At 58.3% G+C, this 26190-nt stretch carries 24 protein-coding genes and 1 pseudogene; 12 read left to right on the top strand and 13 right to left on the bottom strand.

Going from position 1 to position 26190, the window contains the following annotated elements; all coding sequences use genetic code 11:
* Position 1: 1 nt before the first annotated feature.
* On the top strand, positions 2 to 832 hold the full coding sequence (locus tag ACNT1W_RS09370; RefSeq protein ID WP_315902222.1) for a 5'-nucleotidase, lipoprotein e(P4) family: 831 nt from the start codon (positions 2 to 4) through the stop codon (positions 830 to 832).
* Between the two features lie 63 nt (positions 833 to 895).
* Here ACNT1W_RS09370 and ACNT1W_RS09365 read toward each other — a convergent pair whose 3' ends face one another.
* From ACNT1W_RS09365 to ACNT1W_RS09355, 3 genes are all read right to left on the bottom strand, one after another.
* On the bottom strand, positions 896 to 1414 hold the full coding sequence (locus ACNT1W_RS09365; RefSeq protein WP_012005888.1) for a GNAT family N-acetyltransferase: 519 nt from the start codon (positions 1412 to 1414) through the stop codon (positions 896 to 898).
* Between the two features lie 2 nt (positions 1415 to 1416).
* Positions 1417 to 1986, bottom strand: a complete 570-nt coding sequence (locus ACNT1W_RS09360; RefSeq protein ID WP_112363923.1) for a helix-turn-helix domain-containing protein — start codon at positions 1984 to 1986, stop codon at positions 1417 to 1419.
* A 110-nt stretch (positions 1987 to 2096) separates the two neighbouring features.
* A complete protein-coding gene (locus ACNT1W_RS09355) occupies positions 2097 to 3551 on the bottom strand; it encodes an MFS transporter (RefSeq protein WP_012005886.1) in 1455 nt (484 codons plus the stop codon).
* A 104-nt stretch (positions 3552 to 3655) separates the two neighbouring features.
* Here ACNT1W_RS09355 and ACNT1W_RS09350 point away from each other — a divergent pair, with 104 nt between their 5' ends.
* From ACNT1W_RS09350 to ACNT1W_RS09340, 3 genes are all read left to right on the top strand, one after another.
* Positions 3656 to 4309 (top strand): helix-turn-helix transcriptional regulator, encoded by a 654-nt coding sequence (locus ACNT1W_RS09350; protein ID WP_419246689.1) that lies wholly within the window; start codon positions 3656 to 3658, stop codon positions 4307 to 4309.
* Positions 4310 to 4477: 168 nt separating this feature from the next.
* Positions 4478 to 5401: a drug/metabolite exporter YedA gene (yedA, locus tag ACNT1W_RS09345; RefSeq protein WP_012005884.1), complete on the top strand. Its 924-nt coding sequence runs from the start codon at positions 4478 to 4480 to the stop codon at positions 5399 to 5401.
* 102 nt (positions 5402 to 5503) lie between these two features.
* A complete protein-coding gene (locus ACNT1W_RS09340; RefSeq protein ID WP_012005883.1) occupies positions 5504 to 5680 on the top strand; it encodes a hypothetical protein in 177 nt (58 codons plus the stop codon).
* A 51-nt stretch (positions 5681 to 5731) separates the two neighbouring features.
* Here the strand turns inward: ACNT1W_RS09340 and ACNT1W_RS09335 are convergent, their stop codons facing one another.
* The 6 genes from ACNT1W_RS09335 to ACNT1W_RS09310 are packed head-to-tail and all read right to left on the bottom strand — an operon-like array spanning position 5732 to position 11465.
* Entirely contained in the window at positions 5732 to 6511 is a 780-nt protein-coding gene (locus tag ACNT1W_RS09335) for a phosphate/phosphite/phosphonate ABC transporter substrate-binding protein (protein WP_419246861.1), read from the bottom strand.
* Between the two features lie 9 nt (positions 6512 to 6520).
* Positions 6521 to 7300: an ABC transporter permease gene (locus ACNT1W_RS09330; protein WP_112363927.1), complete on the bottom strand. Its 780-nt coding sequence runs from the start codon at positions 7298 to 7300 to the stop codon at positions 6521 to 6523.
* Complete coding sequence (locus ACNT1W_RS09325; RefSeq protein ID WP_115182956.1) at positions 7297 to 8232, bottom strand: ABC transporter ATP-binding protein; 936 nt, start codon at positions 8230 to 8232, stop codon at positions 7297 to 7299. The genes ACNT1W_RS09330 and ACNT1W_RS09325 overlap by 4 nt, the downstream gene beginning before the upstream one ends.
* Positions 8229 to 9389, bottom strand: a complete 1161-nt coding sequence (locus ACNT1W_RS09320) for an ABC transporter permease (RefSeq protein WP_261130350.1) — start codon at positions 9387 to 9389, stop codon at positions 8229 to 8231. The genes ACNT1W_RS09325 and ACNT1W_RS09320 overlap by 4 nt, the downstream gene beginning before the upstream one ends.
* Positions 9390 to 9435: 46 nt before the next feature.
* Positions 9436 to 10368, bottom strand: coding sequence for an ABC transporter substrate-binding protein (locus tag ACNT1W_RS09315; protein WP_012005878.1), 933 nt, complete (start codon positions 10366 to 10368; stop codon positions 9436 to 9438).
* A gap of 29 nt (positions 10369 to 10397) precedes the next feature.
* A complete protein-coding gene (locus ACNT1W_RS09310) occupies positions 10398 to 11465 on the bottom strand; it encodes a fatty acid desaturase (RefSeq protein ID WP_419246688.1) in 1068 nt (355 codons plus the stop codon).
* A 474-nt stretch (positions 11466 to 11939) separates the two neighbouring features.
* Between ACNT1W_RS09310 and ACNT1W_RS09305 the strand changes: the two genes are divergently transcribed.
* Complete coding sequence (locus ACNT1W_RS09305) at positions 11940 to 13421, top strand: MFS transporter (protein WP_012005876.1); 1482 nt, start codon at positions 11940 to 11942, stop codon at positions 13419 to 13421.
* Between the two features lie 155 nt (positions 13422 to 13576).
* On the opposite strand, the gene ACNT1W_RS09300 is transcribed toward ACNT1W_RS09305, so the two are convergent.
* The 3 genes from ACNT1W_RS09300 to ACNT1W_RS09290 form a co-directional block, all read right to left on the bottom strand.
* Positions 13577 to 14707, bottom strand: a complete 1131-nt coding sequence (locus tag ACNT1W_RS09300) for a Gfo/Idh/MocA family protein (RefSeq protein ID WP_012005875.1) — start codon at positions 14705 to 14707, stop codon at positions 13577 to 13579.
* Positions 14708 to 14932: 225 nt separating this feature from the next.
* A complete protein-coding gene (locus tag ACNT1W_RS09295) occupies positions 14933 to 15556 on the bottom strand; it encodes a glutathione S-transferase family protein (RefSeq protein WP_419246687.1) in 624 nt (207 codons plus the stop codon).
* Positions 15557 to 15742: a DUF1127 domain-containing protein gene (locus ACNT1W_RS09290; protein ID WP_419246686.1), complete on the bottom strand. Its 186-nt coding sequence runs from the start codon at positions 15740 to 15742 to the stop codon at positions 15557 to 15559.
* A gap of 178 nt (positions 15743 to 15920) precedes the next feature.
* Between ACNT1W_RS09290 and ACNT1W_RS09285 the strand changes: the two genes are divergently transcribed.
* From ACNT1W_RS09285 to ACNT1W_RS09270, 4 genes and pseudogenes are all read left to right on the top strand, one after another.
* Positions 15921 to 17369, top strand: a complete 1449-nt coding sequence (locus ACNT1W_RS09285) for a PLP-dependent aminotransferase family protein (RefSeq protein WP_012005873.1) — start codon at positions 15921 to 15923, stop codon at positions 17367 to 17369.
* A 170-nt stretch (positions 17370 to 17539) separates the two neighbouring features.
* Complete coding sequence (locus tag ACNT1W_RS09280) at positions 17540 to 18562, top strand: AraC family transcriptional regulator (protein WP_419246685.1); 1023 nt, start codon at positions 17540 to 17542, stop codon at positions 18560 to 18562.
* Positions 18559 to 18633: pseudogene (locus ACNT1W_RS09275) on the top strand (epimerase); the annotation flags it as partial. The gene ACNT1W_RS09280 and the pseudogene ACNT1W_RS09275, both read left to right, overlap by 4 nt.
* A gap of 107 nt (positions 18634 to 18740) precedes the next feature.
* Positions 18741 to 19241 carry a DUF523 domain-containing protein gene (locus ACNT1W_RS09270; protein WP_012005870.1) on the top strand — a complete coding sequence of 167 codons (501 nt, stop codon included), beginning with the start codon at positions 18741 to 18743 and terminating at the stop codon, positions 19239 to 19241.
* Here the strand turns inward: ACNT1W_RS09270 and ACNT1W_RS09265 are convergent.
* Positions 19238 to 19663: an NUDIX hydrolase gene (locus ACNT1W_RS09265; protein ID WP_115182963.1), complete on the bottom strand. Its 426-nt coding sequence runs from the start codon at positions 19661 to 19663 to the stop codon at positions 19238 to 19240. The two genes, ACNT1W_RS09270 and ACNT1W_RS09265, sit on opposite strands and share 4 nt — an antisense overlap.
* 114 nt (positions 19664 to 19777) lie before the next feature.
* Between ACNT1W_RS09265 and ACNT1W_RS09260 the strand changes: the two genes are divergently transcribed.
* From ACNT1W_RS09260 to ACNT1W_RS09250, 3 genes are read left to right on the top strand one after another with little or no spacing between them, the layout of a single operon-like run.
* On the top strand, positions 19778 to 20986 hold the full coding sequence (locus tag ACNT1W_RS09260) for an SrfA family protein (RefSeq protein WP_419246684.1): 1209 nt from the start codon (positions 19778 to 19780) through the stop codon (positions 20984 to 20986).
* Positions 20986 to 23931, top strand: a complete 2946-nt coding sequence (locus ACNT1W_RS09255; protein WP_419246683.1) for a virulence factor SrfB — start codon at positions 20986 to 20988, stop codon at positions 23929 to 23931. Before ACNT1W_RS09260 ends, ACNT1W_RS09255 begins: the two co-directional genes overlap by 1 nt.
* Positions 23928 to 26156 (top strand): virulence factor SrfC family protein, encoded by a 2229-nt coding sequence (locus ACNT1W_RS09250; protein WP_419246682.1) that lies wholly within the window; start codon positions 23928 to 23930, stop codon positions 26154 to 26156. Before ACNT1W_RS09255 ends, ACNT1W_RS09250 begins: the two co-directional genes overlap by 4 nt.
* Positions 26157 to 26190 lie beyond the last annotated feature (34 nt).

Genomic DNA, 26190 nt, shown 5'->3' with positions numbered 1-26190 from the left:
TATGGCAGGAATAAATAAACAGAAAATGGCCCTTGGCACGGCGATCGGTATGGCGCTACTGACTCTGGCCGGCTGCGCGCAGCCACCAAAAACCGATCTGCAGGCCCAGCAACGCCTGGCAGATCAGTCGGTGCTGGCACTGAACTGGTTCCAGCAGTCCGGAGAATATCAGGCGCTATCGCACCAGGCGTTCAACAGCGCCAAGCTGGCCTTTGATCAGGCCAGGGCCACGCCGGGCAAAAAGAAAGCCGTGGTGGTGGATCTGGACGAAACCATGCTGGACAACAGCCCGTATTCCGGCTGGCAGGCGCAGCAGGGCCAGCCTTTCGCCGCAGCCACCTGGGCCAAATGGTCGCAGGCAGAGCAAGCCGGTGCGGTTCCGGGTGCCGTGCAATTTGCCCGTTACGTCAACAGCCATCAGGGCACCATGTTCTACGTTTCCAACCGCAAACAGTCTGAATACGCCGCCACGGTGGCTAATATGCAGAAACTGGGCTTTACCGGCATGTCGGAAAAAACCGTGCTGCTCAGTGGTGATACCTCCAACAAGCAGCCACGCTTCGACGCCATCAAAAACGCGGGTTACGATATTGTGGTCTACGCCGGTGACAACCTGAACGACTTCGGGGCCGCGACCTACCACAAGGATAACGCACAGCGCCGCGCGTTTGTCGCCGACAACCAAAGCAAGTTCGGCACCGAATACATCGTGCTGCCGAACCCGCTGTATGGCGACTGGGAAAGTGGCATGGCGCAGGACTATAACAAGCTGACGCCGGAGCAAAAACTGCAGATACGCCAACAGGCTATCAAGGCCTGGAACGGGCAGTAATCCCTGCTCACCCGCTAATCTTGTAGGGGCCCCGGTATTCGCCCCTACGGACGACGGGGAAAGTTACAGCAACTTATACATATAACTGGTGGCATCCAGCGCACTGCCGTTGCTGGCGAGGGCGTATTGCGGAATGCTACCCGCCAGTTGAAAACCCAACAGGCGATACATGCCCTCCGCCGTATCGCCGGTCAGGGTATCGAGCACCAATAAATGCCGATGCTGCTCAAGTGCACTTTGCTGCACCTGCAACATCAGGCTACGGGCAATACCCCGGCGGCGAGCGTCCGGGTGCACCATCAGTTTTAGCACCTCGGCCCGGTGGCGGCCGTTGTCCGGCATCGCCAGCAGCAGTTGCACCGTACCCACCACGCGCCCGGCATCGTATGCCACCAGCAGCAACCTTTCCCCACGCTCAATCGCCGGTAGCAGGCCACGCCAGAACGCCTGCGCCTGCTCCAGTGTGAACGGCATGATAAAACCAATGCTCGCCCCCTGGGAGACGCTGGCTTGCAGCATTTCGGCCAGTTCCGGGATCGCGTTTTGTGCCGCTTCGGCATTCAGTTGCTGTATCTCAATCATGATTAAGGCCTGCTGATAACAAGGGTGTAGTGGGCCGGCTCAGGGCCGGAGGCATGAAATTTTGAAGCGCCGAACAGCCGATAACGCAGGCAGTCACCCGGCTCAAGCTGGAAGGTGCGCCCCTCCAGCGTTAGTTCGAGCCGCCCTGCCAGCAGCCATAAATGGTGCTCAAGCGCATGTATCGAGGGCGCGTCATAGGCAATCACCGCCCCGGCCTCGAGTGTGCATTCAATAAACTCGGCCTTATACAAGGCAGCAGGCGGTGATACCGAACGGCGATGAAAACCGCTGGCGCGATCCACCCATACCGTCTGCTGCTCACGATGCAGCAACTCCGGCGGCTCGTCCTCGACCTCGCTCAGCAGCCGCGACATGGTCAACCCATAGGCCGAGCACAGTTTGTTTAACAATGAAGCGGTCGGGCTGGTTTCAGCGCGTTCGACCCGCGACAACGTCGCCCGGCTGATGCCGGTTTGCTGCGCCAATTCCTCCAGCGACCAGCCCTGCTGCTGGCGTAAATCAGACAGTCGCTGCGCCAGTCTGAGATCGGCACTTTCCAATCCGTTATCCATGATTAAGTCTCTGATACAAAAAAATCCCATATAAGAGAAATAATCTCAAATACGGGATTCGTCAACCAAATTTTTAACTGGCACTACAACTTGGCGAAAGTCTTTCGCTGTTATGACGGCAGAGCCGACGACTCTGGTACCTGCTTGTCGCTGTCGGCAACCGGCGGTGCGATCGCCGCGCAACGCCAGGCACTGAACACCGCCAGCAGCGGCGCCAATGCAAACAGCAGGAACAGCCAGCGAGCAGCGGAGGCTGCGCCCTGCGCACCACCCGGCACATTTAACCCGGCCAGGTTGGCAATCATCCCGGCCAACGCAGCCCCAAAGGCGGTTGCAAACAGTTGCACCGTGGTGATCGACGCCCCGGCAATATCCTTATCGGCCTCAGGCGAAACCTGCAGAATACGCGTCAACAGATGCGGCCAGCCGAAACCAATACCAAAGCCCACCAGCGTCAGCGCAATCACAATCGGCGTCAGCCCTGCCCAATGGCCGCCAGAAGGTATCGGCATCAGCAGGCCCAATGCCAGTAACCCCACCAACACCAACATCGGCCCGCTGACAATGGCCCGGCGGATGCCCGCACTGCGCCAGCCGGAACTGAGGATTTCCGATAACGTCCACCCCGCAGCCATAGTGGCCGCGATATAACCGGAAATCAGCGGGGACTGGCCGTGCAGCGTTTGCAGAAAATAAGGCACGAAGATTTCACTGGTCATGCCCACCACCAGCAGAGAGACGGTGATATACAACGAGGCCAGCGGCGAACCGCGGCGCAAAGCCCCCTTCGGCAGCAATCGGGCGCGGGAGTGCGCTTCACGCTGTATCAGCCAGGCCATCATCAGCACGGCCAACGCAATGCCGCCAAGATTGACCCACGCGCTGTCCGCCAGGCTACCGGCGGACACCACCATTACCGCCGTCGCCAACAGCAGCAGCTGAGCCAGCGGCAGCGGTGCCGCCTGTTGCTGCGGTTTGCCTTTTGGCAGGATCAGGAAGGTAAATCCGGCGTACAGCACCATCACCGGCAACAGAATGCCAAAGGCCCAGCGCCAGGCATTCAGTTCGGCAAAAATGCCGCCCACCGCCGGCCCTACCAGGGTCGCGATGCCCCACATTGCCGAGATCAGCGCCATCGCCCGCGGCCATAGTTTTTGCTCAAATACCAGATTGATCATGGCGTACGAAAGCGCGAAAATCAGCCCGCCGCCGAAGCCCTGCACGGTTCGGCCGAGGAGCATCACCGGCATTGACGGCGCCAGCGCGCACAGCATCGCCCCGGCAATAAAGAACAGTGACGCCACCACGTAGGCACTGCGAGCCCCGTAACCGCTGAGTAAACGAGCCGATAATGCCGAACCCAGAATCGACGCCACCACAAACAGCGTCGTATTCCAGGCATACAGACTCAGCCCGCCGATATCCTGCACCACCGAGGGCAGAATGGTGGTAGCGACCAGAATATTGATTGCATGCAGCGCTACGCCGAGTGAGAGCGCGATCGCACTGGCACCATTTTTGCCGGAAAATAGATCGGCCCAGCGGCTATCATCGTTGGTTATCACAGTTGTCGTCCTGTTTTCAGAGGAATGGCATTGAGTTAAGAGTGATATTGCGTTAAATTTAACAAGAATTATCTTGGAATAAGAGTAGGGCGAGGCGGAGAAATATGTCAAGAATAAACTTGGAAAATGGCGGTACCCCCGCACAATCGGTCAGTGACCGTTTGCTGACACTATTGAAAACCCGCGGCCCACAGCAAGCGTCTGATGCAGGAAAAGTCCTTGGTACCACCGGCGAGGCCGCGCGCCAGCAGTTCGTCAAGCTGGCGAAAGATGGGCTGGTTGAAGCCGTGGCGGAAACCCGTGGCGTCGGCCGACCGGTGCAGCTCTGGCACCTGACTGCCGCAGGCAATGCACGCTTTCCGGACACCCATTCCGAACTGACGGTACAACTGCTGCGCACCGTTCGCGACAAACTGGGCGAACAGGCCATCGAACTGTTGATCGACACCCGCGAGCAGGAAACGCGCATTAACTACAAACAGGCAATGGTCGGCGCCACGGATTTGCAGGAACGCGTAGCGCGCCTGACGGCGATCCGTTGTCGCGAAGGCTACATGGCCGAGTCGTGCCTGCAGGAGGACGGTTCTTTTCTGCTGGTAGAAAACCACTGCCCTATTTGCGCCGCCGCCACCGTTTGTCAGGGGTTCTGCCGCGCGGAACTGAGTGTTTTTACCGAGGTGCTGCAGGCTCAGGTTGAACGCTCAGAGCATATTCTGGCCGGTGCGCGCCGCTGCGCCTACCGTATTTCACTGCTGTAACCGACATCCGGCACAAGGCAGCCCACCGGCTGGCGTCATCCGATGAGTCACCACCGGAAAGCCAGCCCATTGTTCGCTTAAAAAAGTACTGAAAAGCGTTGCTTATCCTCTGCCCGATCGGGTTTACTGAGTCCTCTAATAATAACCTTCCCTACAGAATAAAAATCCATGCTAAGCCAAAGTAGTCGTAACGTCCTGCCGTTAATCGGGGCGCTGTTCACGTTATATATTGTCTGGGGTTCGACCTACTTCGTTATTCGTCTGGGCGTAGAGAGCTGGCCGCCGCTGATGATGGCCGGCATCCGCTTTCTGGTCGCCGGCATTGTGCTGTTTGGCTTTTTAGCACTGCGCGGCCACGCATTGCCGACGGCAAAACAGTGGCTGGCTGCCGGCACCATTGGCATTTTGTTGTTGGCGGTAGGTAACGGCCTGGTGACCGTGGCAGAGCATCAGCACGTACCTTCCGGCATTGCCGCTGTGATGGTAGCGACGGTGCCGCTGTTCACCCTGTGCTTCAGCCTGCTGTGGGGCATGCGTAATACCAAACTGGAATGGGCAGGCATTGGGCTGGGACTGGTGGGGATCGTGCTGCTGAACACCGGCAATAATCTGGTCGGCAACCCTACCGGCGCACTGCTGATCCTGCTGGCCTCCGCCAGTTGGGCTTTTGGTTCGGTACTGGGATCGCGCATTTCTCTGCCGGCCGGGCCAATGGCCGGAGCAGCCGAAATGCTGGTGGCCGGTGTGGTGTTGCTGGTCGTCAGCCAGCTCAGCGGTGAGCGTTTGACGCAAATGCCCAGCGCCAAAGGCTTCTTCGCACTGGGTTATCTGATTGTCTTCGGTTCGATGCTGGCAATTAGCGCCTATATGTTTTTGCTGAAAAACGTGCGCCCGGCGGTGGCAACCAGCTACGCCTACGTCAATCCGGTGGTGGCAGTGCTGCTCGGTATCGGCTTTGCAGGCGAATCGCTGGCACCCCGTGAATGGGCAGCATTGGTGATTATCGTCGCGGCGGTGGTGCTGGTGACCCTGGGCAAATTCCTGTTTACGCGTCCGACCAAAGTTCAGCCGGTCGGCAGCATTAAAGAGTGACCAAAATGGCGGTCTGCGGGCCGCCATTCAAAACGATTCTTGTTTCACCTGGCAAAGAGACTATAATTCCCGCTGTTCCGGGCAACCTGCGAAATTATCCCAATGCTTAAAAAATCGTTCATTATCGTTATCTTTCTGTGTGCCTTTGGTTCACTCGGCGGCGTCTTCCTGGCCGGGCTGAACATGTACACCCGCTCCACCACGCCAAGCGAAGAAACCACCACCTCCAACGAAGCCGCCGCTACTGCTACTCCAGCAGAGAACATTCAGGCCAAGTGATGGTAGCATGTAGCAATACCAACCTGCCGACGGCGGAGGGCGGCTGTAAGCTTAAAGCGACGTCACCCCAAGCGCGGCGGCCTGTTGTTCCAGAACGGCTATTTTTTGGTATGCCGAACGCGGCACCAGGCTGAAATCACCGATCAACAGGCTATCGCTCACCGCTTCACCCAGCATCGCCCTGGCCCCGGCGCGCAGTATCTCCAGCTGTTCCGGCGGGGTTTGTCGCGAGGTAATCAGCGGCAACCCCGGTACGCTGGCCGTTCGCCCAATAATTTTTAGCCCCGCCAGCGCCTGCGGCTGTGCCCGTTTCAACAGTTCCAGACTGACACAGTCAACGGCAGCAATATCCGCCTGCCGATTCTGGATCAGCTTAATCGACTGATAATGCGCACCAGAGGCAATGGCGGCGCGGAAGAATTTTCCCTCCTGAGCCAGGGGGGCAATCAACGCCCGCAGGCTGTTATGGCCTGACTGCGAGTCGGTACTGTTATAGGCCGCAATCCGGCCGCGGAAATCTTCCAGCCGTTCGCCGGGCTCATCATCGCGCACCACCAGCCAACTGCTGTAATCCGGCCCTTCGCACCCCTCAACGCGATAATGATAGGTGCCAACCAGTTGCACCTGCGGCAGGCTGATGGCCAGCGGATAGCCACAAGTTTGGCTGAGCAACAAGTCATCGCGCTGCCAGTGCTGCGCCGGATCCTGTGGCCAACTGAGCGACTCTGGCGCTTGCGGTAATCCCAGTTGCAGTAATTTGCCGCGCAGCACCCGCCAGAAGGCTTCCGCCGGTTGATGTGTCACGCCGTACATCGGTAAAGATACCTGCATCATGTTCCCTTATCCGGCAGAAGAAGAAGTCACCAGCGCCTGCTGACGCCAGGCGGTGAGATGGCGTACCCAACGCTCAAACAGCATATCGGTAATGATCGCCAACAGGGCCACCACCACCGCGCCCTGGATCACATAGGCAGTATTAAAGCCGCTCAGGCCAATAATAATCGGCGATCCCAAAGTTTTGGTACCAACGGTAGAAGCTATCGCCGCTGTGCCAATATTGATGATCACCGAGGTACGAATGCCGGCGACGATCACCGGCGCCGCCAGCGGCAGTTCGACGCGCCACAGGATCTGTCGTGGGCTCATCCCTACTCCCTGCGCAATCTCGCGGGTGGCGCTGGGCACAGACTCAATCCCCGCCAGCGTGCCCTGCAAGATCGGCAGTAAACCGTACAGCACCAGCGCGATGATCGCCGGCTGCTCACTAAAGCCCATCACCGGCACTGCGATCGCCAGTACCGCCACCGGCGGAAATGTCTGCCCCACCGCCACCAGGGTTTCCACCAATGAGCGGAACTCCTTACCGGCGCGGCGCGTTACAGCGACGCCGGCGCTGACGCCAATCACCACGGCAACCAGGCTGGAAACCGCCACCAGCAACAGATGCGCCCACACCAGTGAGATAAAGCTGTCCTGCTGATACACCGGCCGCTCCAGTTCGGGAAACCAGGCGGCAAACAGGCCGTGTAAATGATTCATGCCGAACACCAGTGCCAGCAACAGGGCAAAGGTCCAGGGCAGCGGATCGCGCAGCCAGCGTAGGGCCCGAAGCGCACTCATGACAGCGCCTTTTGGACAATCAGATCGCTGAAATGCAGCACCCCGAGCGCTTCGCCCTGTTCACCCGTCACCGGCAAACATTCGCAGCCGCGTGCCACAAACACCGACAGCGCTTCGCGCAGGCTCATGGCGGCGGCAATAGGCTCCCCTTCCACATGGCCAGGCCGCACCCGTTGCGCTACCGTTTCCAGCGACAGCAGCTTGATACCGCGATCGCTGCGACCAAAGAAATCACGCACAAAATCGTTGGCCGGTGCGGTCAACAGTTCCAGCGGCGTGCCCTGTTGCACGATGCGGCCCTGATCGAGCAGCACGATGCGGTCCGCCAGTGCCAGCGCTTCATCAATGTCGTGCGTCACCAGTACGATGGTGCGTCCGGAAAGATGGTGGATACGTGCAATTTCTGTCTGCAGCGCCGCACGGGTCACCGGATCCAGTGCGCCAAAAGGCTCGTCCATCAACAGCACTTCTGGGTCGGCGGCCAACGCACGCGCCACCCCAACCCGCTGCTGCTGCCCACCAGAAAGCTGGTGCGGGTATCGACGGCGAAACAAATCCGGCTCCAGATGCAGCAGCTCCAGCAACTCGGTCACCCGATCGCGAATGCGCGCACGCGGCCATTTCAGCAGTTGTGGCACGGTGGCAATGTTCTCTTCCACCGTCCAGTGCGGGAACAGGCCGATCGACTGAATGGCGTACCCCATGCGGCGGCGCAGATCCTGCGGTTTGAACTTCTGGATCTCTTCATCGGCAAAGTAAATTTTGCCCCGATCGTGCTCGATCAGTCGGTTGATCATTTTTAACGTGGTGGACTTCCCTGAGCCAGAGGTGCCGATCAACACGGCAAATTCGCCCTTGGCAATCCGCAGCGTAAGATCGTCCACCGCCGGCTTGCCCTGAAAAATCTTGCTGACCTGATTAAACTGAATCATCGGCGTGACACTTCCAAAATTGAAACCAAAAATTTAAACAGTGAATCGACGATTACCGCCATCACGATCACCGGGATCACCCCCAGCAGCACCAGATCCAGCGCGCTGCTGAGCAGGCCCTGGAAAACGATGGCGCCAAAACCTCCGGCACCAATCAGCGCCGCCACCACCGCCATGCCGACGGTCTGCACCGCCAAAATACGCACGCCAGTCAGGAACAACGGCAACGCCAATGGCAGCTGCACGCGCAAGAAAATCTGCCCACGCGTCAGCCCCATGCCACTGGCGGATTCAATCACGCTGGCCGGCACGCTCTGCAATCCGGCCACTACGCTGCGCACCAGCGGCAACAGCGCATACAACACCAGGGCGACAATCGCCGGAGCCATGCCAATACCGCTGACGCCGTGTTCTGCCAGCCAGGGCAGCGCCTTCGCCAGCCCGGCTAATGGCGCGATCAGCAAGCCGAACAGCGCAATCGACGGCACGGTCTGGATAATGTTCAGAGTAGAAAATATCGGTGTTTGTAAGCGCACAGAGCGAAAGCACAGCACCCCGAGCGGAATGCCAATCACCAACGCCGGCACCAGCGTGGCCAGCAAGATGGTCAAGTGCTGCAACAGTGCGGCGTCAAATACGTCCTGCCGGTTGTAGTACTCTTTCAGCAGCGAAAGTTGATCCAGCTGATGACTAAACAACAGCACCAACGCAGGCAGTACCACCAGCAGGTTGCCCAGAATGCGCCACAAATGCGAGGCGGTAACGCGGGTCAGGGCGTCGGCAGCCATCAACAGGCTCAGCGCCAGTATCAACCAGCAGCCACTGCCCCAGGAGGTGCGTGCCAGTCTGGATCCCTCCGACGCCAACTGTTGGGCCGCATGCCCACTCAACCAGAAGGTCAATGCCAGCAACATCGAAGCCGTCAACGCGGTAAGCAACGCATTGCGCCTGACCGGTGCCAACAGGCTGAGTACCGCCAGCACCAGCATGGGCACCAGCAGCCACAGCGCCGGGCCGTGCAACAGGGAAATCAGGGAAATGCTCTTGCCCGACAGCAGGCGATTGGGGGCATAGCTGAGAAACGGCAGGCCAAATGCGGCCAGCAGCAACAGAATAAGCAGCGTCAGTAATACGCGGTTTTTTACGGCAATAATCAAAGAAACTCTCCAGCTCCATTTAGGCCCCCAACGGGGGCCAGCGGCGTTACCCCTTAACCAACCCTTTCTCTTTCAGATAGGCGGCCGCCACCTGTTTGGCGTCCTGGCCTTCCACTGCAATCTGCGCATTGAGTTTTTGCAGCGTTGGGCCGTCAAGTGTTGCAAATACCGGCTTCAGCAGTTCGGCGATGTTGGCATGTTGTTTCAGCGTTGCCTCGCGGATAATCGGTGCCGGTGCGTAAATCGGCTGTACCCCTTTTGGATCTTCCAGCGTTATCAACCCCAGCGCCGCCACCGGGCCATCAGTACCGTAGGCCATGGCCGCGTTGACGCCAGAAGTTTGCTCCGCCGCCGCCTTGATGGTCACCGCCGTATCACCGCCGGCCAGTGACAGCAACTGGTCCTGGTTCAGCTTAAAGCCGTAAGCGTTCTGGAACGCAGGCAGCGCATCCGGGCGTTCGATAAACTCCGCCGAGGCTGCCAACTTGAACTTGCCGCCGCCGTTGATCCACTTGCCCAAATCGGCCAGCGTTTTCAGGTGATTGGTCTCCGCCACGTCCTGACGGATAGCAATGGTCCAGGTATTGTTGGCCGGAGCCGCATCCAGCCAGACAATTTTGTTCTTGTCATAATCGAGCTTCTTGACCTTTTCGAAACCGGCCTGGGCATTTTTCCACGCCGGGTCTTTTTCATCAGAGAAGAAAAATGCGCCGTTGCCGGTGTATTCCGGATAGACGTCAATTTCGCCGGAGGTGATCGCCCCACGCAGCACCTTGGTGGTGCCGAGCTGTAATTTATTGGTGGTTTTGATGCCGTTGGATTCCAGCACCTGCACGATAATATTGCCGAGCAACGAGCCTTCGGTATCGATTTTGGAGCCAACGCGCACCGTGTCAGCCGCCTGTGCCACGCCGATGCTGGCAGCGAGTAAGCTCAGTGCCAAAGCTAATACGCGACCACGTGAGGGGGTGATTGCCATATTTTTTCCTCTTGTTGTGTATTTCCCGGCTATTTGGCCAGATCGATTGGAAAATCTTGAGAAGTGCGCTTCCATCGCACAATAAATGTCTCTGCCGGCCAGGCTTCATTTTCGCCCTGTGTTTCCCCTGGCAGCACGCCGGCATTGAACGGATGAACCTCAACGGCAACCGGGGTAAACGCGTATTCACTTACCCACTGGCCATAGCCTGCCACCACAAATCCCTGGCTGCGCTGCCGGTATTCATCACGCTCCGCCAGATACACCTGCCGTAAACCGTACCACGGTAAGCCGGGGAGATCATGGTGAACTAAATGATAGTTCAGATTAAGAAACAGCAGCCGCCACGGCCAGGCCGCCTCATTAATAATAGAACGTGCCTGCGGAGCTTCAACGGCACGATGCTCAAAAAACGATCTCACCTTGGTCAGTGCCAACGCCGGATAGCTGATGGCCAGCAGGTAAAATGCCACGCCAATGCCGTGCTGTTGTAGCCAGCTCAATACCCCCACCAGCAGCAGCAAATGCACCAGCCACATCGTCAGAGTGCGTAATTCACCGGCGGCAATCGCTTTGGCCGCATTAACCCCGGTGGCGACGATATCCAGTGCCGGGCCTAACAGCACGCGCCCGCTCAGCGTATTGCGTACCCTGGCCAACAACGGGTACAACCGAGGGAAACGCTGCCATTGCGCCTGGCTGAAGTAATAGCTTTCGGGATCTTCATGCGGAATGGTCAGATGTTCATTGCGATGGTGCTGAATATGCGTATCGCGATACAGCCCGTAGGGATACCACACCGCCAACGGCAGCAGGCCGAATAACTGATTGAGCCGCGGCCAGCGCGTGGGATGACCGTGGATCAGCTCGTGTTGCAGCGACATATACCAGGTGGTCAGCAGGATTAGCAATGGCGTGCCCAACCACGGCCCCAGCGTCTGCCAGTACTGCACCACGCCAAACCAGCCGCCGTAAACCGCCGCCATAATGCCCCAGGTCGGCAGCTCCAGCCGCCAGTACCAACGCTGGTTAAGCTGCTGTATCCAGAGGCGTTGGGCAGGATGCAAATAGTGGCTGTGGCTTTTGGCTGAGGACATGCTCTGGCTCGCTGTTTGAGATTTTCCTCAGTATCAGCGAGCGGCAGGAGCGCTCAAAATAACGAAAGCGGCATAGCAAAGTTAAAAATCAGCTAGTTGCATCAACGGCTGGCGACACCACGATGAAACTTTCTCAGGATCGGCGGTTTTTCATCGCGTTCTGGGGTGACACCGTGCCGCAAAGAGGTATTCGTTACCCAATTAAAGCATGGTGCGGCGATGTTTTCCGTTCGAGAAACCGTTGTCGTTTTTCCCGTTCAACGCTGCGCCCCTTACGCCAACCCAGGCAGTGGTGGGCTGAATGATAAAAGTGACGTGACTCCTTCACTAACCCACACTGAATGAATAGTTAAACAGCCCTTAACATGATGATTTTTCAACAACCTTGGGTTGTATGCTTATAACCAGAAAGAATTGGTGAGCGCCTGTTACCCGCCGTTATGCTCCGATTTTTGCTTATTAAGTAGAAATATCATGTCCAGTTATATTGCGGCCTCTGACGCCGCTAATTCGGCAGGGAATACTGATTTACCGACCGGTGAAGTCGTCACCCTGCGCAGCGCTGCCGACGTCTCCACGCTGGTCAATGGCGGTGCAGCCAAAAGCAACAATGCCCGCATTGTCGTAGCGATTGCACTCGGGGGCGTCTTTCTCGACGCCTACGATCTGGGTGCACTGGCTTTCGGCATCAAAGATGTGGCGCGCGAATTCAATCTGTCGCCAACCGGCACCGGATTGATCGCCTCTGCCATTACCTTCGGCGCGATTATCGGTGCATTTATTGGCGGCTACCTGACCGATAAAATCGGCCGTTACCGGGTATTTATGGCCGACATGTTCTTCTTCGTGATAGCCGCCTTCGCCTGCGCCTTTGCCCCCAACGAGTGGGTGCTGGGCGGCGCGCGTTTTGTAATGGGGCTGGGAGTCGGCATCGATTTACCGGTGGCCATGGCGTTTTTGGCTGAATTTTCCAAACTGTCAGGTCGTGGTAATAAAGCAGCACGTATCGCCATGTGGTGCCCCACCTGGTATGCCGCAATCAGTATCTCTTATTTGCTGGTGTTGCTGCTGTATGCGGTACTGCCAGAGAGCCACACCGACTGGCTGTGGCGGCTGATCCTCGGCTTCGGAGCCGTTCCGGCGCTGGTGATCATCGCCATTCGCAGTCGCTATATGAGCGAATCTCCAGTGTGGGCCGCCAATCAGGGCGACCTCGACGGCGCTGCTGCCATTTTACGTCGTTCCTATAATATCAACGCCGTGGTGGCGAAAGATGCCGAACGGGGTAAACCGATGCAGGCGCGGCGTGCCTCATGGCGCAACTACGGCACGCTGCTGCAAGGGGTTTATCTGCGGCGCACGGTACTGGCCACCGTTATCGCCGTCGCCTCGTCGTTCGCCTATAACGCCGTGGCGTTCGGGTTGCCGGTGATCCTATCGAGTTTTCTGGCGCAGTCGATGCTCAGCACGATTCTGGTATCGCTGGCGCTGAACCTGTTGTTCGCCTTTGTCGGCGGGCTAATTGCTGTGCGACTGGTGCCGACGTACGGCGCGTGGAAGATGACGGTGCTGGGTTACGCTTTTCAACTGGCGGCGCTGTTGGGGTTGGCGCTAATTGGTCGGCCGGACAGCGGCACTGAGGCGGCGGTCTCCATCGGTATGTTGGCGCTGTTCCTGCTGGGCCAGGGATTCGGGCCGGGCTCGCACAGTATGACCTTCGCCTCGCTCAGTTACCCCACCTCGCTGCGTGGGGTAGGTGTCGGCTTCAACCAAACGCTGATGCGTTCCAGTTCGACCCTGTCACTGTTCTTGTTCCCGGTGCTGTCCGCCGCGCTGGGTACCGGCGTTTTTTGGGTGATTGCCATTGCCCCGCTCGCCGGGCTGATTGCGCTGTTGTCGATTCGCTGGGAGCCGTCGGGCTACGATGTGGATGCAGAAGACTTCCAGCCGCGTTAAGTAAAACGGGCTTCGTCATGAAGCCCGCTGCCCACAGTAGGGTTCCCGCTGTCCACGCCACAGCCGGCCAGCAACTTATTTAGTTATTAAGTTACTAGCTTGGCAAGTCAATAGATTGTGACGTTCTCAACTTGTGGGCACCAAAGCCCCTCGCCTCAGTCGCGATTGATTTCCAGCCAGCGGCGCTGTTCGGCGGAAGCGGCAATCGCATCCAGCACGCAAGAGACTTTCCAGCCTTCTTCAAAGTCTGGCCACATAGGGTCACCGGCGGCAATGCCGTTGACCAGGTCACGGATCTCTACCGTTTTCTGATCGTTAAAACCGATGCCATGCCCGGCGCTAATACAAAAAGCGGCATAATCCGGGTGCTTTGGCCCTACCAGCAAGGTTTTAAAGCCCTGACGCTCCGCCGGTTCATCGTGACGATACAGCTTCAGTTCCGCCATCCGCTCCTGGGTGTAACTCAGCGTGCCCTTGGTGCCGGTGACCACGTAGGTCAGCCCCATTTTGCGCCCACAGGCAATACGTGAGGTTTCGATGGTGCCCATCGCCCCACCGGCAAAGCGAACCAGCGCACTGGCCTGATCTTCATTTTCCACCTGATGCATCAACGTGGGGTCTTTCGCATCCGGACGCTGTTTAATGATGGTCTGCATATCGCCGGAAACCGCCACGATGTCCCCCACCAGATAGTGCGCCATATTCACGATGTGCGCCGCCAGATCGCCCAGCGCCCCCAACCCGGCCGTGGCCTTGCGGCAGTGCCAGTCGATCGCTGTACGCGGGTCGGCGAGATAATCCTCGTTGTGGGTACCGTAGAAATGCACCACTTCGCCTATCTCGCCATTGGCAATAATTTCACGCGCCAACTGGCTGGTCGGGTTCTTCATATAGTTGAAGCCCACCAGCGTTTTGACGCCTTTGGCGCGGGCAGCCTGCACCATTTCGGCGGCGTCTTTGGCGTCCAGCGCCAGCGGTTTTTCAGAATAGACATGTTTGCCGTGGCGGATCGCCTCCAGCGCCATCTCTTTATGCAGGAAGTTGGGGGCGCAGATATCCACCACGTCTATCGACGGATCGGCCACCAGTTGACGCCAGTCACCGGTAGAACGCGAGAAACCAAATTCTGCCGCGCGCTGTTGCGCCAGCTCCGGCGTCACCTCCGCCAGCATTTCCAGCACCAGTTCCCCTTTCAGTGGAAATACCGTGGCTGCCTGCGCATAAGCAATAGCGTGGCAGCGCCCAATGTAGCCGGTGCCAATTAAACCAACGCGTACCTGTTTCATTACTCCCCTCCCCGTTACCGATCCCATAACCTGCCAGTGCGCACAATGAAACACACCATCTGATAAATGTTTATATGGAATATAAATTTCAATAACAAGTAGGGGACAAAATAAAGATGATATTCGTGATAGCGTTCATAAAAGCTTGCAGGCTTGGATGAAACGATAAAAGGCCAGGCAGGCATCAACCGACCCAGCGGGGGTAAATGAATTTTTTATTCCAAATCAGGGCAAGCCATTGGCACCGTGCAGCAAGAAACCCGGCCGCTGCTTAAGTCGCTGCAGATAGTGATGCAACGCCGGGTAATCCGGACGTGAAAATGGCGTCATCAGCCAACGGTTCAGCGACAGCCCCAGCACGATATCCGCCAGGGTGAAAACCTCGCCGACGGCATAGGGACCGGCACGCGACAAGTGATGCTCCAGCAGACCCATCAACCGGTTCCACTCCCACTCAGCGGCGGCCAGGTTGTCAGCATTCTGATAGGCCGGATCTTGCCGCACTCGCGACATAAATACATAACGCCAGGCGTTATTGAGATCGGTGGCCTGCCAGTCCATCCACATCTCCACCGCCGCGCGCGCACCGGGTTCGACTGGCAACAGGTCGCCCCGCCCTTCCCGCCCCGCCAGATAACGGCAAAGGGTGTTGGACTCCCACAGCACCCGCTCACCGTCGATAAGTACCGGTACCAGCCCATTGGGGTTGAGCGCCAAAAACGCCGGTTCCTGAGTCGAGCGAAAACCGCTGCCCCAGTCTTCGCGGTTCAACGGTAATGCCAGCTCATGGCAGGTCCACAGCACCTTACGTACATTGATCGACGAGGCCTTACCCAACAATTTCAACATCTACGCCCTCCAAAAAGGCTTGCGCCCTTCCTTCACTGCCTGTGCGCGTGACAAGCCAATATCCGCCAATTGAGTATCGTCCAGCTGCAACAAAGACGTGCGGGTGCGGTAACGCTGCAGGTACTGACGCCAGAGCGGAAATATCTCTCGCCGTTGCGCCGGTTCACTCTCAATAGAAACGCTCATCAGGGGTCCTCCTTCGGTTTAACCTCGAGGTCAATGGTGCTGCACAGGCGAAAAACAATACAGATTCAAGCCGGCAGTATTTTTTCCATACAAAAACTGTCTCCGCCCGTCTGAATGGTCTAATTTAACTTCATCTGTACCGGTCTTTTCCTCACTCACTCTTATTTGAGGCATCTGTATGACACGCTACGCCACGCTGGCCGCGATCCTCAGCCAACGCATTGAACAGGGGCTTTATCCGGCAGGCGATCGCCTGCCTTCGGTGCGCATGCTAAGCCAGGAGCACGGCGTCAGCATCAGCACGGTGCAGCAGGCTTACCGTCTGCTGGAAGAGGGACAACTGGTAGAGGCGCGGCCGAAGTCGGGTTATTTTGTGCAGACGCGGCGGACTTTGGCCGAACTGCCCACCGTGACCCGCCCGGTGCAGCGACCGGTGGATATTTCGCAGTGGGAGCAGGTACTGGAGCTGATCCGCAACAAGCCGCGCGAAGACCTGATTCAACTGGGCCGAGGCATGCCGGATATCAGTGAACCCACGCTGAAACCCCTGATGAAAGCGCTGGGGCACACGGGCCGCCACGGCGACCTGCGTAGCCTGCACTACGACAGCATTCAGGGCGTGCTGGGGTTGCGTGAGCAAATCGCCCGCCTGCTGCTGGATTCCGGTTGCCAGATTGATGCCGACCAGTTGGTGATCACCACCGGTTGTCACGAAGCGCTGTCCGCCGGGCTGCGCGCCGTATGCCAACCAGGGGATATTGTGGCGGTTGACTCCCCCTGTTTTCACGGCACCATGCAGACCTTGAAAGGCTTGGGCATGAGAGCGCTGGAGATCCCCACAGATCCGCTGACCGGCATCAGCCTGGAGGCGCTGGAATTGGCGCTGGAACAGTGGCCGGTCAAAACCATCCTGTTAACCCCCAACTGCAATAACCCGCTGGGTTACATCATGCCGGAGGCGCGCAAAAAGCGTTTGCTGACGCTGGCACAGCGCTTTGACGTGACGATCATTGAAGATGACGTGTATGGGGATATCGCCTATCAATATCCTCGCCCACGCACCATAAAATCCTTCGACGAAGATGGCCGGGTGCTGCTGTGCAGCTCCTTTTCAAAAACGCTGGCCCCCGGTCTGCGCATCGGCTGGATCGCCCCCGGGCGCTATCTGGAGCGCGTGCTGCACATGAAATATATCGGTACCGGCTCCACGGCTACCCAGCCGCAGCTGGCGATTGCCGAATTTATTCGTCACGGCCACTACCTGCAACACCTGCGGCGTATGCGTTCCCGCTACCAACAAAACCGCGACGTGATGACCGGTTGGATTATGAAATATTTTCCGCCCGGTACCCGCGTCAGCCAACCCCGCGGCGGCTTTATGCTGTGGATTGAGCTGGATGAAGAGTTCGATACCCTGCGGCTGAACCGTCATCTGGAGAAGCAGGGTGTACAGATCGCGGTCGGCAGTATTTTTTCCGCCTCCGGCAAGTACCGTAACTGTCTGCGCATCAATTATGCCTATGCACCTAAACTGATGCCCGAGATTGAACAAGCGGTATTGCGGGTCGGCGCAACCATCCAACAGTTAATGCTGACGTTCGAAAACACATTGGCGCAATCGGATTAACAGTTGGCGGGATCGGATTATCCGCACAGCGTCTAACCTTCTAGAGTGAGACCTCACCCCATGAGCAGGTAAGGAAGGTTTTATGTCGCAATCTCAGGTGTGGTTAATCACTGGCAGTTCACGCGGTCTGGGCTGGCTCGTCGATAACCGGTAAATCATAAGGAGTAACAATGAGCAGCGATCAGATAGCCCTGCCCAGCGCCCTGTCGGCCCGTCTGAGGACGCTGGGTGTGGATATCGAACGGGTCGGCCAGTTGGCCGGCTTGCCTGAAGGGTTACTCAGCGAGCGACATGAGAAGGTCAAGCTGTCCACCCGGCAGTTTTTCGATATCTGGCGTGCCCTCGCCCAGGTGAGCGACACCAGCTTCGGCCTGCGTCTGGGCGGCGAGGTGCCATCAGAGCATTATGATATTGCTTCGGTCGCTGCGCTGCACTCCGCCACCCTCGGCGACGCATTGCAAAAGGTTGCCCGGTACAAACGTCTGCTGTGTCCGGAGGAACTGATGCTGGTAGAGGATGGCGACAGTATCCGCCTGTACACCCGCTGGACCATGGCCAAAAGCCATGCGCCGGAATTGCTGATTGATGCCATGTTTGCCTCGATTATTACCCTGTGCCGCCGTGGCACCGGTCAGGCGATACACCCACGGGCTATCGAACTGACCCGGCGGCCGGATCCCTCCTCACCGCTGCCGCACTACTTCGGTTGCCCGGTGCATTTCAATGCCCCGCTGGATGTGCTGGTGTTTGACCGTGCGCTGATGCACCAACCCTTTATCACCTACAATCAGGACATGCTGACGGTGCTGTTGCCGGGGCTGGAAGTCGAACTGGCCAGATCATTGCAGGGCGACAGTCTGCCGAACCAGGTGATGGCGATCCTGGGCCGCAGCATGCGCGGCCAGCGCCCGAGCGTTAACAGCGTGGCCGCCGAGCTGTATGTCAGCCCGCGCACCCTGCAGCGTCGCTTGCAACAGCATGGCTACAGCTACCAGCAATTGCTGGATAAAACCCGCCACCGTACCGCCTGCCAACTGCTGGCAGAAACCAGTCTGGAGCTGGGGGAGATCGCCTTCGTACTCGGATTTGAAGAATTGAATTCGTTCAGCCGCGCCTTTATGCAGTGGGAAGCGCAAACGCCAAACCGCTGGCGCAACCAACGCCTTACCGGCCCCAGGGAGAACAGAGCATGAAAGTCATTATATTGGGCGCCCGCGGTATGGTTGGCCAGGGCGCGCTGCGCGAATGCCTGCGTGACCCGCAGCCTTTAATCGTCTGGCGCTGCCATCGGCGGGATGATTCTGCTATGTTAAAGCCGCGCGCGTGGGCCGCCTGCCCCACGCTTTCGCCACTGTGACAGAGACAGACTTCATGCCGTCAAAGATTTTATTCAGCGCCTGCCTGGCCGGTTTTAAAGTTCGCTACAACGCTTCCGACAAACCTTTGCTCAACGCCACGTTGCTGCGCTGGCAGCGCGAAGGCCGTCTGGTGGTTTGCTGCCCGGAGCTGGCCGCCGGTTTTTCCACCCCACGTCCCTCGGCAGAAATCACGCCAGCCGCTGAAGGCGCCACGGTACTGGCTCAACGGGCAAGAGTGATTGAAGTCAGCGGCGGTGACGTCACCGCCGGCTATCTGCTCGGCGCCCACCTAGCGCTGGAGACCGCACAACGGCACGACTGCCGCTTTGCGCTGCTCACCGACGGCAGCCCATCCTGCGGCAGCCAGTTTATCTACGACGGCTCTTTCAGCGGTCAAACCAAGCCCGGCAGCGGCGTCACCGCCGAACTGCTGCGCCAGAATGGCATTGAAGTGTTTTCCGACCGTCAGATCGACGCGCTGATCGCCCGGATTGAAGCGGTGGAACAGACCTAGCGCTGCAGATGCTGCGCCAACCGTTGCTGCAGGTGCGAAATGCCCTGCGGATGCTGAATAAAGCGCTCGATGGCCATCATCTGCCAACGCTGCCCTTCTTCGCCAAAGCAAATGGCGGCTATCTGCTCCGGCGTGATGTGGCCCAGCATAAACCAGGTCGGCGGGTAGCCGGGGAAAATCCCTTCGTAACGCTGCCGTAAACTCACCTGCTGTGCGTCAATCTGCAAACCGAACTCTTCCAGCGTTTCCCGCTGCACGCATTGCAGCGGCGTCTCATCCCCTTCGCGCCCGCCTCCCGGCAAATCCCAGCAGCCCGGCCAGGGAATATCCGCCTTGTCATCACGCTGGTAGGTCAGCAAGTGGTTACCGCACAACAGCGCGATTTTCGCGCCGCCAAAGTATGAGTCATCAATTTGTGACATCTTGAACCTCTTAAAGAACGGCATTTTACACCTGTCCTTACCCGTTTGACTCTCCTGGTCACGGGTTACCATGGCCGATTATTTGTTTAGCCGAACAGGACAAGGTTTTTTGCCGTGGTGAAACCCTTTTTACGCAGTGGCAGTTTAGATGATGTGCTTGCATTGGGCGAAAATGGGCAACCGCTTTACGCCTGCGCACTGCAATTGCGAGAAACATTGCGCATTCGCCAACAGCAACAGGCCGCCGACTGCCTGGCTGTCCCGCAGCCGAACGAAACGGGTACCCGCATTGACTGGTATTCCCCTTTCCCTGGGAAAGTGACCTCCTGGCTGGCAGCGAGTGATGCCCAACGCGCGCAGGCCTTACAGTTGCTGGAACAAAGTCTGGCGACATTTCGTGATCTGGTCGCACAGACGCAGGCCAACCCACACCCCAGCCACCGTCTGTTTGGCGCATTGCTGGCCAGGGCAATGCAAATCCCTGACCCAAACCATATTTATCTGGTCGATGGCAAACCGGTATTGACCTTCTGGGGCTTTATCAAGCCGTCGGCTCAGTGTCAGGATGACCCGCTGGCATGCCTGCGCCCGGCCGAAGAAGAAAAACCGACGCCTATCGCTACCGCGCCGCGTCCGGCGGTTATTCCTACAGCTAAACCCGTACCAGAGCCGGTGATTAAGCCGCCTGCTGCAACTACGCCGGTGCAAGCACCTCGCCAATGGCGCCGCTATCGCTGGATGTTGCCTGTGCTGATGCTGATTGCCCTGCTGGTTACCTGGCTGAGCCGCCCAAGCGCCCCACTTGCTGAGCCTGTTGTCGCACCGCCACCGGCGTCGGCGCAACGCGCTGTAGCACCCGCATTCAAACTGCAACTGCCGTTAGCACCGGCGACGCTGATGCCACCCGCTCCGCTCCCCATTGTCATGCCGCCGGCGGACAAACATGCGCTGGTGCTACCCGCCGACTCGGTCAAAGCCGGTTCAGTTCGTTTTCTGAACGGTAAATGGCGTGCCACTGTGGCACTCAAAGATCTGCCAACCGGTAAACGTCCCAGCCTGCAATACCGCATCAAGGAAGGCAAAGGCACTGCAAGCATTACTTACGGTGATGGCATCACCTGCCGGGTGCCGATCGAAGCCGGGCTGATGCAGTCCGGCAATCTGGTGATTAACAGTCGCACCAAAGCACGCTGCAGCGACGGCAGCCGCTACCAAATGCCGGAAATTACCTGTACGCAAAATGAAACCGGCCCGGCAACATGCAGCGGCCGCTACGATACAGATACCCTCTATCCCATGATGTTAAAGCGCGAGAGTAAATAATGCTGGCCCCCCTAACCGATTACCCACGCAGCATGACGCTGGTTCAGGATAGTGGCATTCAATTTTTGGACTTCGCCCTGACGCCGGTTCTGGATGATGAGTTTCCGGGCAAGTTTGTTCGCCAGACCGCCAGCGGCCCGCTACTGCGCCTGCAATGGGATGCCGACAGTGGCAAATACCTGTTGCCCACCCAACCGGGGCAGAGTGCTGAAGTGGTTCGCCCGGAGTTCAGCCATTCTCTGCAACAATCGCTGCAACTGCTGAATAAAACCTGGCTGCCGCTACCTTTCTTTCGTTGTACTTCATCAGGGGTATTTTTATCAGGGCCGGATAACTGGGCCCGCATGCAGACGCTGTTACTCGATAGCCCCGACCAGGACGGCAACCTGCTGCGGGTGGTCCTGGCCTTTGATACCCAGCTCGCCGCCGCAGGCCAGGAGGCACTCGCCCCAGGCGAAAGCGATATCAATACCGGGATAGGCTTCTCGCTGGGCCATCAAAACCATGAGCTGGGCGAGTTTCTTGATCTGACCTGGGTAGACAGTTGGCTACGTGAAGTCTTTAGCCAATCCGCGAGCAGCCTGGAACTACGCAGCGAAATGGAAATAAACGCCGGGTTGAAAACCTTCGAATATCAGGCGCACTACCTCAACCTGTTGAACCTGCTCGGCAGCCAATTAACGCTGCCGCAGATAAAAATCATCGGGGAGACGCCGCAACAACCCGCGATCAACGTAGATCTGATTTTGGATGTCGGCAATTCGCACACCTGCGGGGTGATGGTCGAAGATCATCCGCAAGAAAATAATGGCCTGAAACAGACTAATGAACTGCAGTTACGTTCGCTGTCTGCGCCGCATTGCGTTTACAACGAGTTGTTTGAAAGCCGGGTAGAGTTTGCCCAGGCGTCATTTGGCAAACCCCACCTCTCATACCAAAGCGGGCGTGATGATGCCTTTGTCTGGCCTTCCTTCGTCCGCGTGGGTCGGGAAGCCGCGCAACTGGCGCTGCGGCGGGAAGGTACCGAAGGCACCACCGGCATTTCCAGCCCACGCCGTTACCTGTGGGACGAAGAACGCTATGCGCCCGGCTGGCGTTTTAACAGCCAACAAGAACCCATGGCTGCCGCCGCGCCATTAAGCTCACTGCTCAACGACGAGGGTGTCCCCCTGTCTGCGCTGCCGGTAGAAGAGCGGTTGCCGGTTTTTGCCGCCCACTATAGCCGTAGCGCGGTCATGGCCCTGATGCTGACCGAGCTGCTGGCGCAGGCATTGATGCAAATCAACAGCGCAGCCCAACGCACCTGGATGCCGAACACTGCGGCCCCACGGCGTCTGCGTACCATCATCCTGACTTTGCCTTCGGCGATGCCCAAGCCGGAGCGTGAAATTTTCCGCCGCCGCATGCAGGAGGCGATTGGCCTGATATGGAAAGCCATGGGCTGGCACCCGCTGGATGCCCCGTTCAGCGCTGAGCAAGCCCGTATGCCGGTGCCACTGGTGCATATGGAATGGGACGAAGCCACCTGCGGCCAGATGGTTTATCTGTATAACGAAACTCAGGTCAATTTTGCCGGCCGCACCGATGCCTTTTTCGCTGCCATGGCCAGGCCGGACCGACCGCCAGTACCGGGAGAACAACCGGGAAAATCACTGCGTATCGCTTCAATCGATATCGGCGGCGGCACTACCGATCTGGCGATTACTCAATACCGGCTGGATGATGGCGTAGGCAACAACATCAAAATCAATCCGCGTCTGTTGTTCCGTGAAGGATTTAAGCTCGCCGGCGACGACATTTTGCTGGATGTCATCGGGCAATTTATCTTGCCCGCCGTACAACAGGCGTTCGAACAGGCCGGAGTCAACTCCACAGCGGCGACCATGGACAAGCTGTTTGGCAACCAGGGGCGTATGGATGGGTTTTCCACCCTGCGCCAGCAGGCCACGCTGCAGATTTTCATGCCCGCGGGGCGTGCGCTGCTTAGTGCCTATGAGGATTACGATCCGCTGGACAGCCACGCGGAAATCGCCGCCACGCTGGGCGAACTGCTGCCACAGATGCCCACCTTGCAGGTACTGGCATTTATCAACGATGAGGTTCAGCGCGGATCCGGCAACGCCGCCTTCGACATTCTGCAGACCCCACTGGTCATCCGGCTGGGTGCCGTGCATGCCGCTTTCCTGTCCGATCGGATCGGCATCAGTCACTGCCTGCGCCTATTGTGCGAAGTGGTGGCGTTGTATAGCTGCGATGTGTTGTTACTCACCGGCCGCCCTGCCTGTTTCCCGGGCGTTCAGGCGCTGTTGCGCCACCTGCAACCCTTGCCTGCCAGCCGAATTTTGCCGCTTGAGGGTTATCACACCCGCAGTTGGTACCCGTTTAACCAAGGCGGACGCATTGACAATCCCAAGTCAACCGCCGCCGTGGGCGCCATGCTGTGCCTGTTGGCTATCGACCTGCGGCTGGAGAGCTTTTATTTTAACGTCGGCGACTTCCAACCCTATTCCACGATTCGTCATCTGGGCATGCTGGACAGCAATAACATGCTGGCAGACGATAATGTCTACTATCGCGATATCGATCTGGACTGCGCAGACTTTGCGCTGGATCCCGACAGCTATTTCCAGCTACGTGGCCCGCTGCGTCTGGGATTCCGTCAGTTGGATAACCCGCGCTGGCCGGCATCGCCGCTCTACACCCTGACTATTACCGATGCCGCTCTGGCGCGCAAACTGGCTGGCGATGCGGTCATCAGCCTGCGTTTGGTCATCACCGGCAATGATGAGCAAGGAGCCGAAGGCGTCAGCATTGCCGAAGCCCGCCTGGCCGACGGCACGCCGGTGCCCGCAGATAGCCTGCAACTAAAACTCAATACCTTGGCTGCCAGCGCCTCTGGCGCAACCCATTATTGGATTGACAGCGGGAGCATTTATCAGCAATGAAACCTATCACCTCCGACCGGCCCGAGCCGATAAACAGCCTTGGAAACAGCATTGCGCAGGCGATTGATTGGGTGGCGGCCACCCGGCAGCAGTCCACTCGGCTAAACCGGGAAGCCGATAACCTGACTGTCCGTCTGCGCCGCAGCTATAACCGGGCCAGGCAGTTGGACAGCGCCATGCATCAGCCTCTGGCCATCGGCCTCTATGGTCATAACGCCGCGGCCAAGGCCCACTTGTTGGCCGCACTGGCACCCGGTGCCAGGCTATTGAGCGAAGATGCCACGCTGGCGGTACGCTACAGCTGTTGTGACACCCAAAATCCTCCGTCTTACCCTGTTGCCGTTTCCCTGCTGGATGAGGCGCAGTTGGTTGCCATGATGATCGGCAGCGCATTGATGGGCGGTTTTCGTCCGGATTGGAATGCCGGTGCCATGGCCGCACATTCGCACGCACTGGAGCGTCTCCGCCAGCCGATGGCTATTGGCGGGCTGGACAGCAACGCGATGGTGGCGCTGTGGGACCACCTTGGTCATCAGGGCGGTAAATGGCAAACGCCGCTGGCGAGGCACTTCTGGCCACATGCCATCTCACTGGCACCCTATTTGAGCGTTGACGACCGTGCCAGGCTGTTCGCACCGCTTTGGGGCGAGGACCCGGCACTGACAAGTTGTTATCGCCAGTTGGCGCATACCCTGCACGCCCTGGGCCACTGCGAGCGCCTGTATGCTCCCCACCAGGTATTGAGCCAGGATGAGGGGATTGCGCATGCCCAGGCGATCCATGCATCGGCCGGGGAAAAACTGACCGTGCTGACAGAAAATGGCGTCGAGGTAACGATCGCGCTGGCCGATCTGGCGTGGTTGGCGGCCTCGGTCACGACAACCTTGCCAGCGAGGGGAAACCTCGGGTTACCGAACAACATCGAGCTGCTAGACCTGCCGGCCGCCAACCCATGCCCGGGTGCTGGGCTGATACAACGCATGCAGCAGGCAAAACGCGCCAATCTGCTGACTCTCGCTGCCGATGGCCTGCACGCCAGTCTGTTATTGGTAAGCGATGCGGCCCTTACGCCACAAGATGCCGGCCGTACGGGCAACGCGCTGGCCTACTGGGTCAGACAAACCCAAGGGGAAACCGTGGAGCTACGCAGCCGCCGCAAACCGGGTTTAATCTGGGCAATCACCGCGTTCGACTCACGTCAGGAAGGGAAACCGCGCCCCGACGACGCCGTTCAACGCTATGTCGGCGAACCGGGCGAAAGTTGGGCCACCCTGCTGGCGATCGATGAAAGCGACTGCCAGCGCATGGTGACCTGGTTGGCGACGCAGGCGTCCCCGACATTGAAGCAGGATCGCATCCTTGAACAACAGCAGGAACTGCAACGCGAACTGACTGAGAGCCTGCTCGGCAACTGGCTGCACGCCGCGGACACGCCGTTAACGCAGCAGCGCACCCAGCAGTTACTGCGCAAATTGCAGGCACAGGCAGGAATACACGGTGAACTGCTCGAGTGGCTGCTGCCGCAGTGCGATACCCTGCGCCAGTTGTATAGCCAACACAGTAACTTGTCCGCGCCGGTGGTCGCTGCCCCGGCGTTTGATGTTGAGATCGATCTGTTTGACGAGGGAGATATGGCCTGCGTGGCCGCCATCGGGCAAGACAATGATTCGTTTGCCCAGCGGGTATTTGCCGATTGGATAAACCATCTGCGCAGCCTGCCGGACAATAACCAACTGCTGACATTGCTGGGTGTCGGCAAGCAGCATCTGGAGATGCTGGTCGACGCGCTAATCACCGCTGCCTGCCGCCTGGAAATTGCCGAATCACTGGAGCGCGCATTGTCTGCCGGAGCACTGCCTGAACAGGCTGAAGACAGGCAGGTCAGCCAGGCGTTAGCGATATTGGGAGATTTCGTCACCTGGTTGGGCTTCCAGCAGCGCGAGGCGAGGTTACGCCCCGCCAGCCGAATCAATCACGGCCAACCCATATTTACCCCTCCACCGCAGCCCGCCGTGGACTGGAGTAGCCAGCAACGGTTAACCAAACTGGCACCGACCCCGGCGAGAAATACCGCGTTTTATATCTATGACTGGTTGGTTGGCCTGCAGGCGCTGTTGGCGGAGAATGTGGCAACCAAGGCGAAAGGCACAATCGATGAAGCTGCACATCGGGCTTTGGCCGCCATTGTCGCCCCCCTGAACGCCGAGGCAACGCCAATTATTTAAGGTATAGTGAAAAACCGTTTTCACCACAGGCGAA

Origin of the sequence: Serratia sp. NFX21 (assembly GCF_048517035.1) — a bacterium.
Classification (GTDB): Bacteria; Pseudomonadota; Gammaproteobacteria; order Enterobacterales; family Enterobacteriaceae; genus Serratia; species Serratia quinivorans.
This window is presented reverse-complemented; position numbering and strand designations above follow the sequence as displayed.

What these genes read in the sequence shown, in the direction of transcription:
- ACNT1W_RS09310 (WP_419246688.1), bottom strand. Translation starts at nt 11,465, where the DNA reads ATGTCCTCAGCCAAAAGCCACAGCCACTATTTGCATCCTGCCCAACGC.
- ACNT1W_RS09360 (WP_112363923.1), bottom strand. Translation starts at nt 1,986, where the DNA reads ATGGATAACGGATTGGAAAGTGCCGATCTCAGACTGGCGCAGCGACTG.
- ACNT1W_RS09285 (WP_012005873.1), top strand. Translation starts at nt 15,921, where the DNA reads ATGACACGCTACGCCACGCTGGCCGCGATCCTCAGCCAACGCATTGAA.
- ACNT1W_RS09370 (WP_315902222.1), top strand. Translation starts at nt 2, where the DNA reads ATGGCAGGAATAAATAAACAGAAAATGGCCCTTGGCACGGCGATCGGT.
- ACNT1W_RS09330 (WP_112363927.1), bottom strand. Translation starts at nt 7,300, where the DNA reads ATGAGTGCGCTTCGGGCCCTACGCTGGCTGCGCGATCCGCTGCCCTGG.
- ACNT1W_RS09315 (WP_012005878.1), bottom strand. Translation starts at nt 10,368, where the DNA reads ATGGCAATCACCCCCTCACGTGGTCGCGTATTAGCTTTGGCACTGAGC.
- ACNT1W_RS09280 (WP_419246685.1), top strand. Translation starts at nt 17,540, where the DNA reads ATGAGCAGCGATCAGATAGCCCTGCCCAGCGCCCTGTCGGCCCGTCTG.
- ACNT1W_RS09265 (WP_115182963.1), bottom strand. Translation starts at nt 19,663, where the DNA reads ATGTCACAAATTGATGACTCATACTTTGGCGGCGCGAAAATCGCGCTG.
- ACNT1W_RS09340 (WP_012005883.1), top strand. Translation starts at nt 5,504, where the DNA reads ATGCTTAAAAAATCGTTCATTATCGTTATCTTTCTGTGTGCCTTTGGT.
- ACNT1W_RS09290 (WP_419246686.1), bottom strand. Translation starts at nt 15,742, where the DNA reads ATGAGCGTTTCTATTGAGAGTGAACCGGCGCAACGGCGAGAGATATTT.
- ACNT1W_RS09305 (WP_012005876.1), top strand. Translation starts at nt 11,940, where the DNA reads ATGTCCAGTTATATTGCGGCCTCTGACGCCGCTAATTCGGCAGGGAAT.
- ACNT1W_RS09270 (WP_012005870.1), top strand. Translation starts at nt 18,741, where the DNA reads ATGCCGTCAAAGATTTTATTCAGCGCCTGCCTGGCCGGTTTTAAAGTT.
- ACNT1W_RS09335 (WP_419246861.1), bottom strand. Translation starts at nt 6,511, where the DNA reads ATGCAGGTATCTTTACCGATGTACGGCGTGACACATCAACCGGCGGAA.
- ACNT1W_RS09350 (WP_419246689.1), top strand. Translation starts at nt 3,656, where the DNA reads ATGTCAAGAATAAACTTGGAAAATGGCGGTACCCCCGCACAATCGGTC.
- ACNT1W_RS09295 (WP_419246687.1), bottom strand. Translation starts at nt 15,556, where the DNA reads ATGTTGAAATTGTTGGGTAAGGCCTCGTCGATCAATGTACGTAAGGTG.
- ACNT1W_RS09365 (WP_012005888.1), bottom strand. Translation starts at nt 1,414, where the DNA reads ATGATTGAGATACAGCAACTGAATGCCGAAGCGGCACAAAACGCGATC.
- ACNT1W_RS09250 (WP_419246682.1), top strand. Translation starts at nt 23,928, where the DNA reads ATGAAACCTATCACCTCCGACCGGCCCGAGCCGATAAACAGCCTTGGA.
- ACNT1W_RS09255 (WP_419246683.1), top strand. Translation starts at nt 20,986, where the DNA reads ATGCTGGCCCCCCTAACCGATTACCCACGCAGCATGACGCTGGTTCAG.
- yedA (WP_012005884.1), top strand. Translation starts at nt 4,478, where the DNA reads ATGCTAAGCCAAAGTAGTCGTAACGTCCTGCCGTTAATCGGGGCGCTG.
- ACNT1W_RS09325 (WP_115182956.1), bottom strand. Translation starts at nt 8,232, where the DNA reads ATGATTCAGTTTAATCAGGTCAGCAAGATTTTTCAGGGCAAGCCGGCG.
- ACNT1W_RS09300 (WP_012005875.1), bottom strand. Translation starts at nt 14,707, where the DNA reads ATGAAACAGGTACGCGTTGGTTTAATTGGCACCGGCTACATTGGGCGC.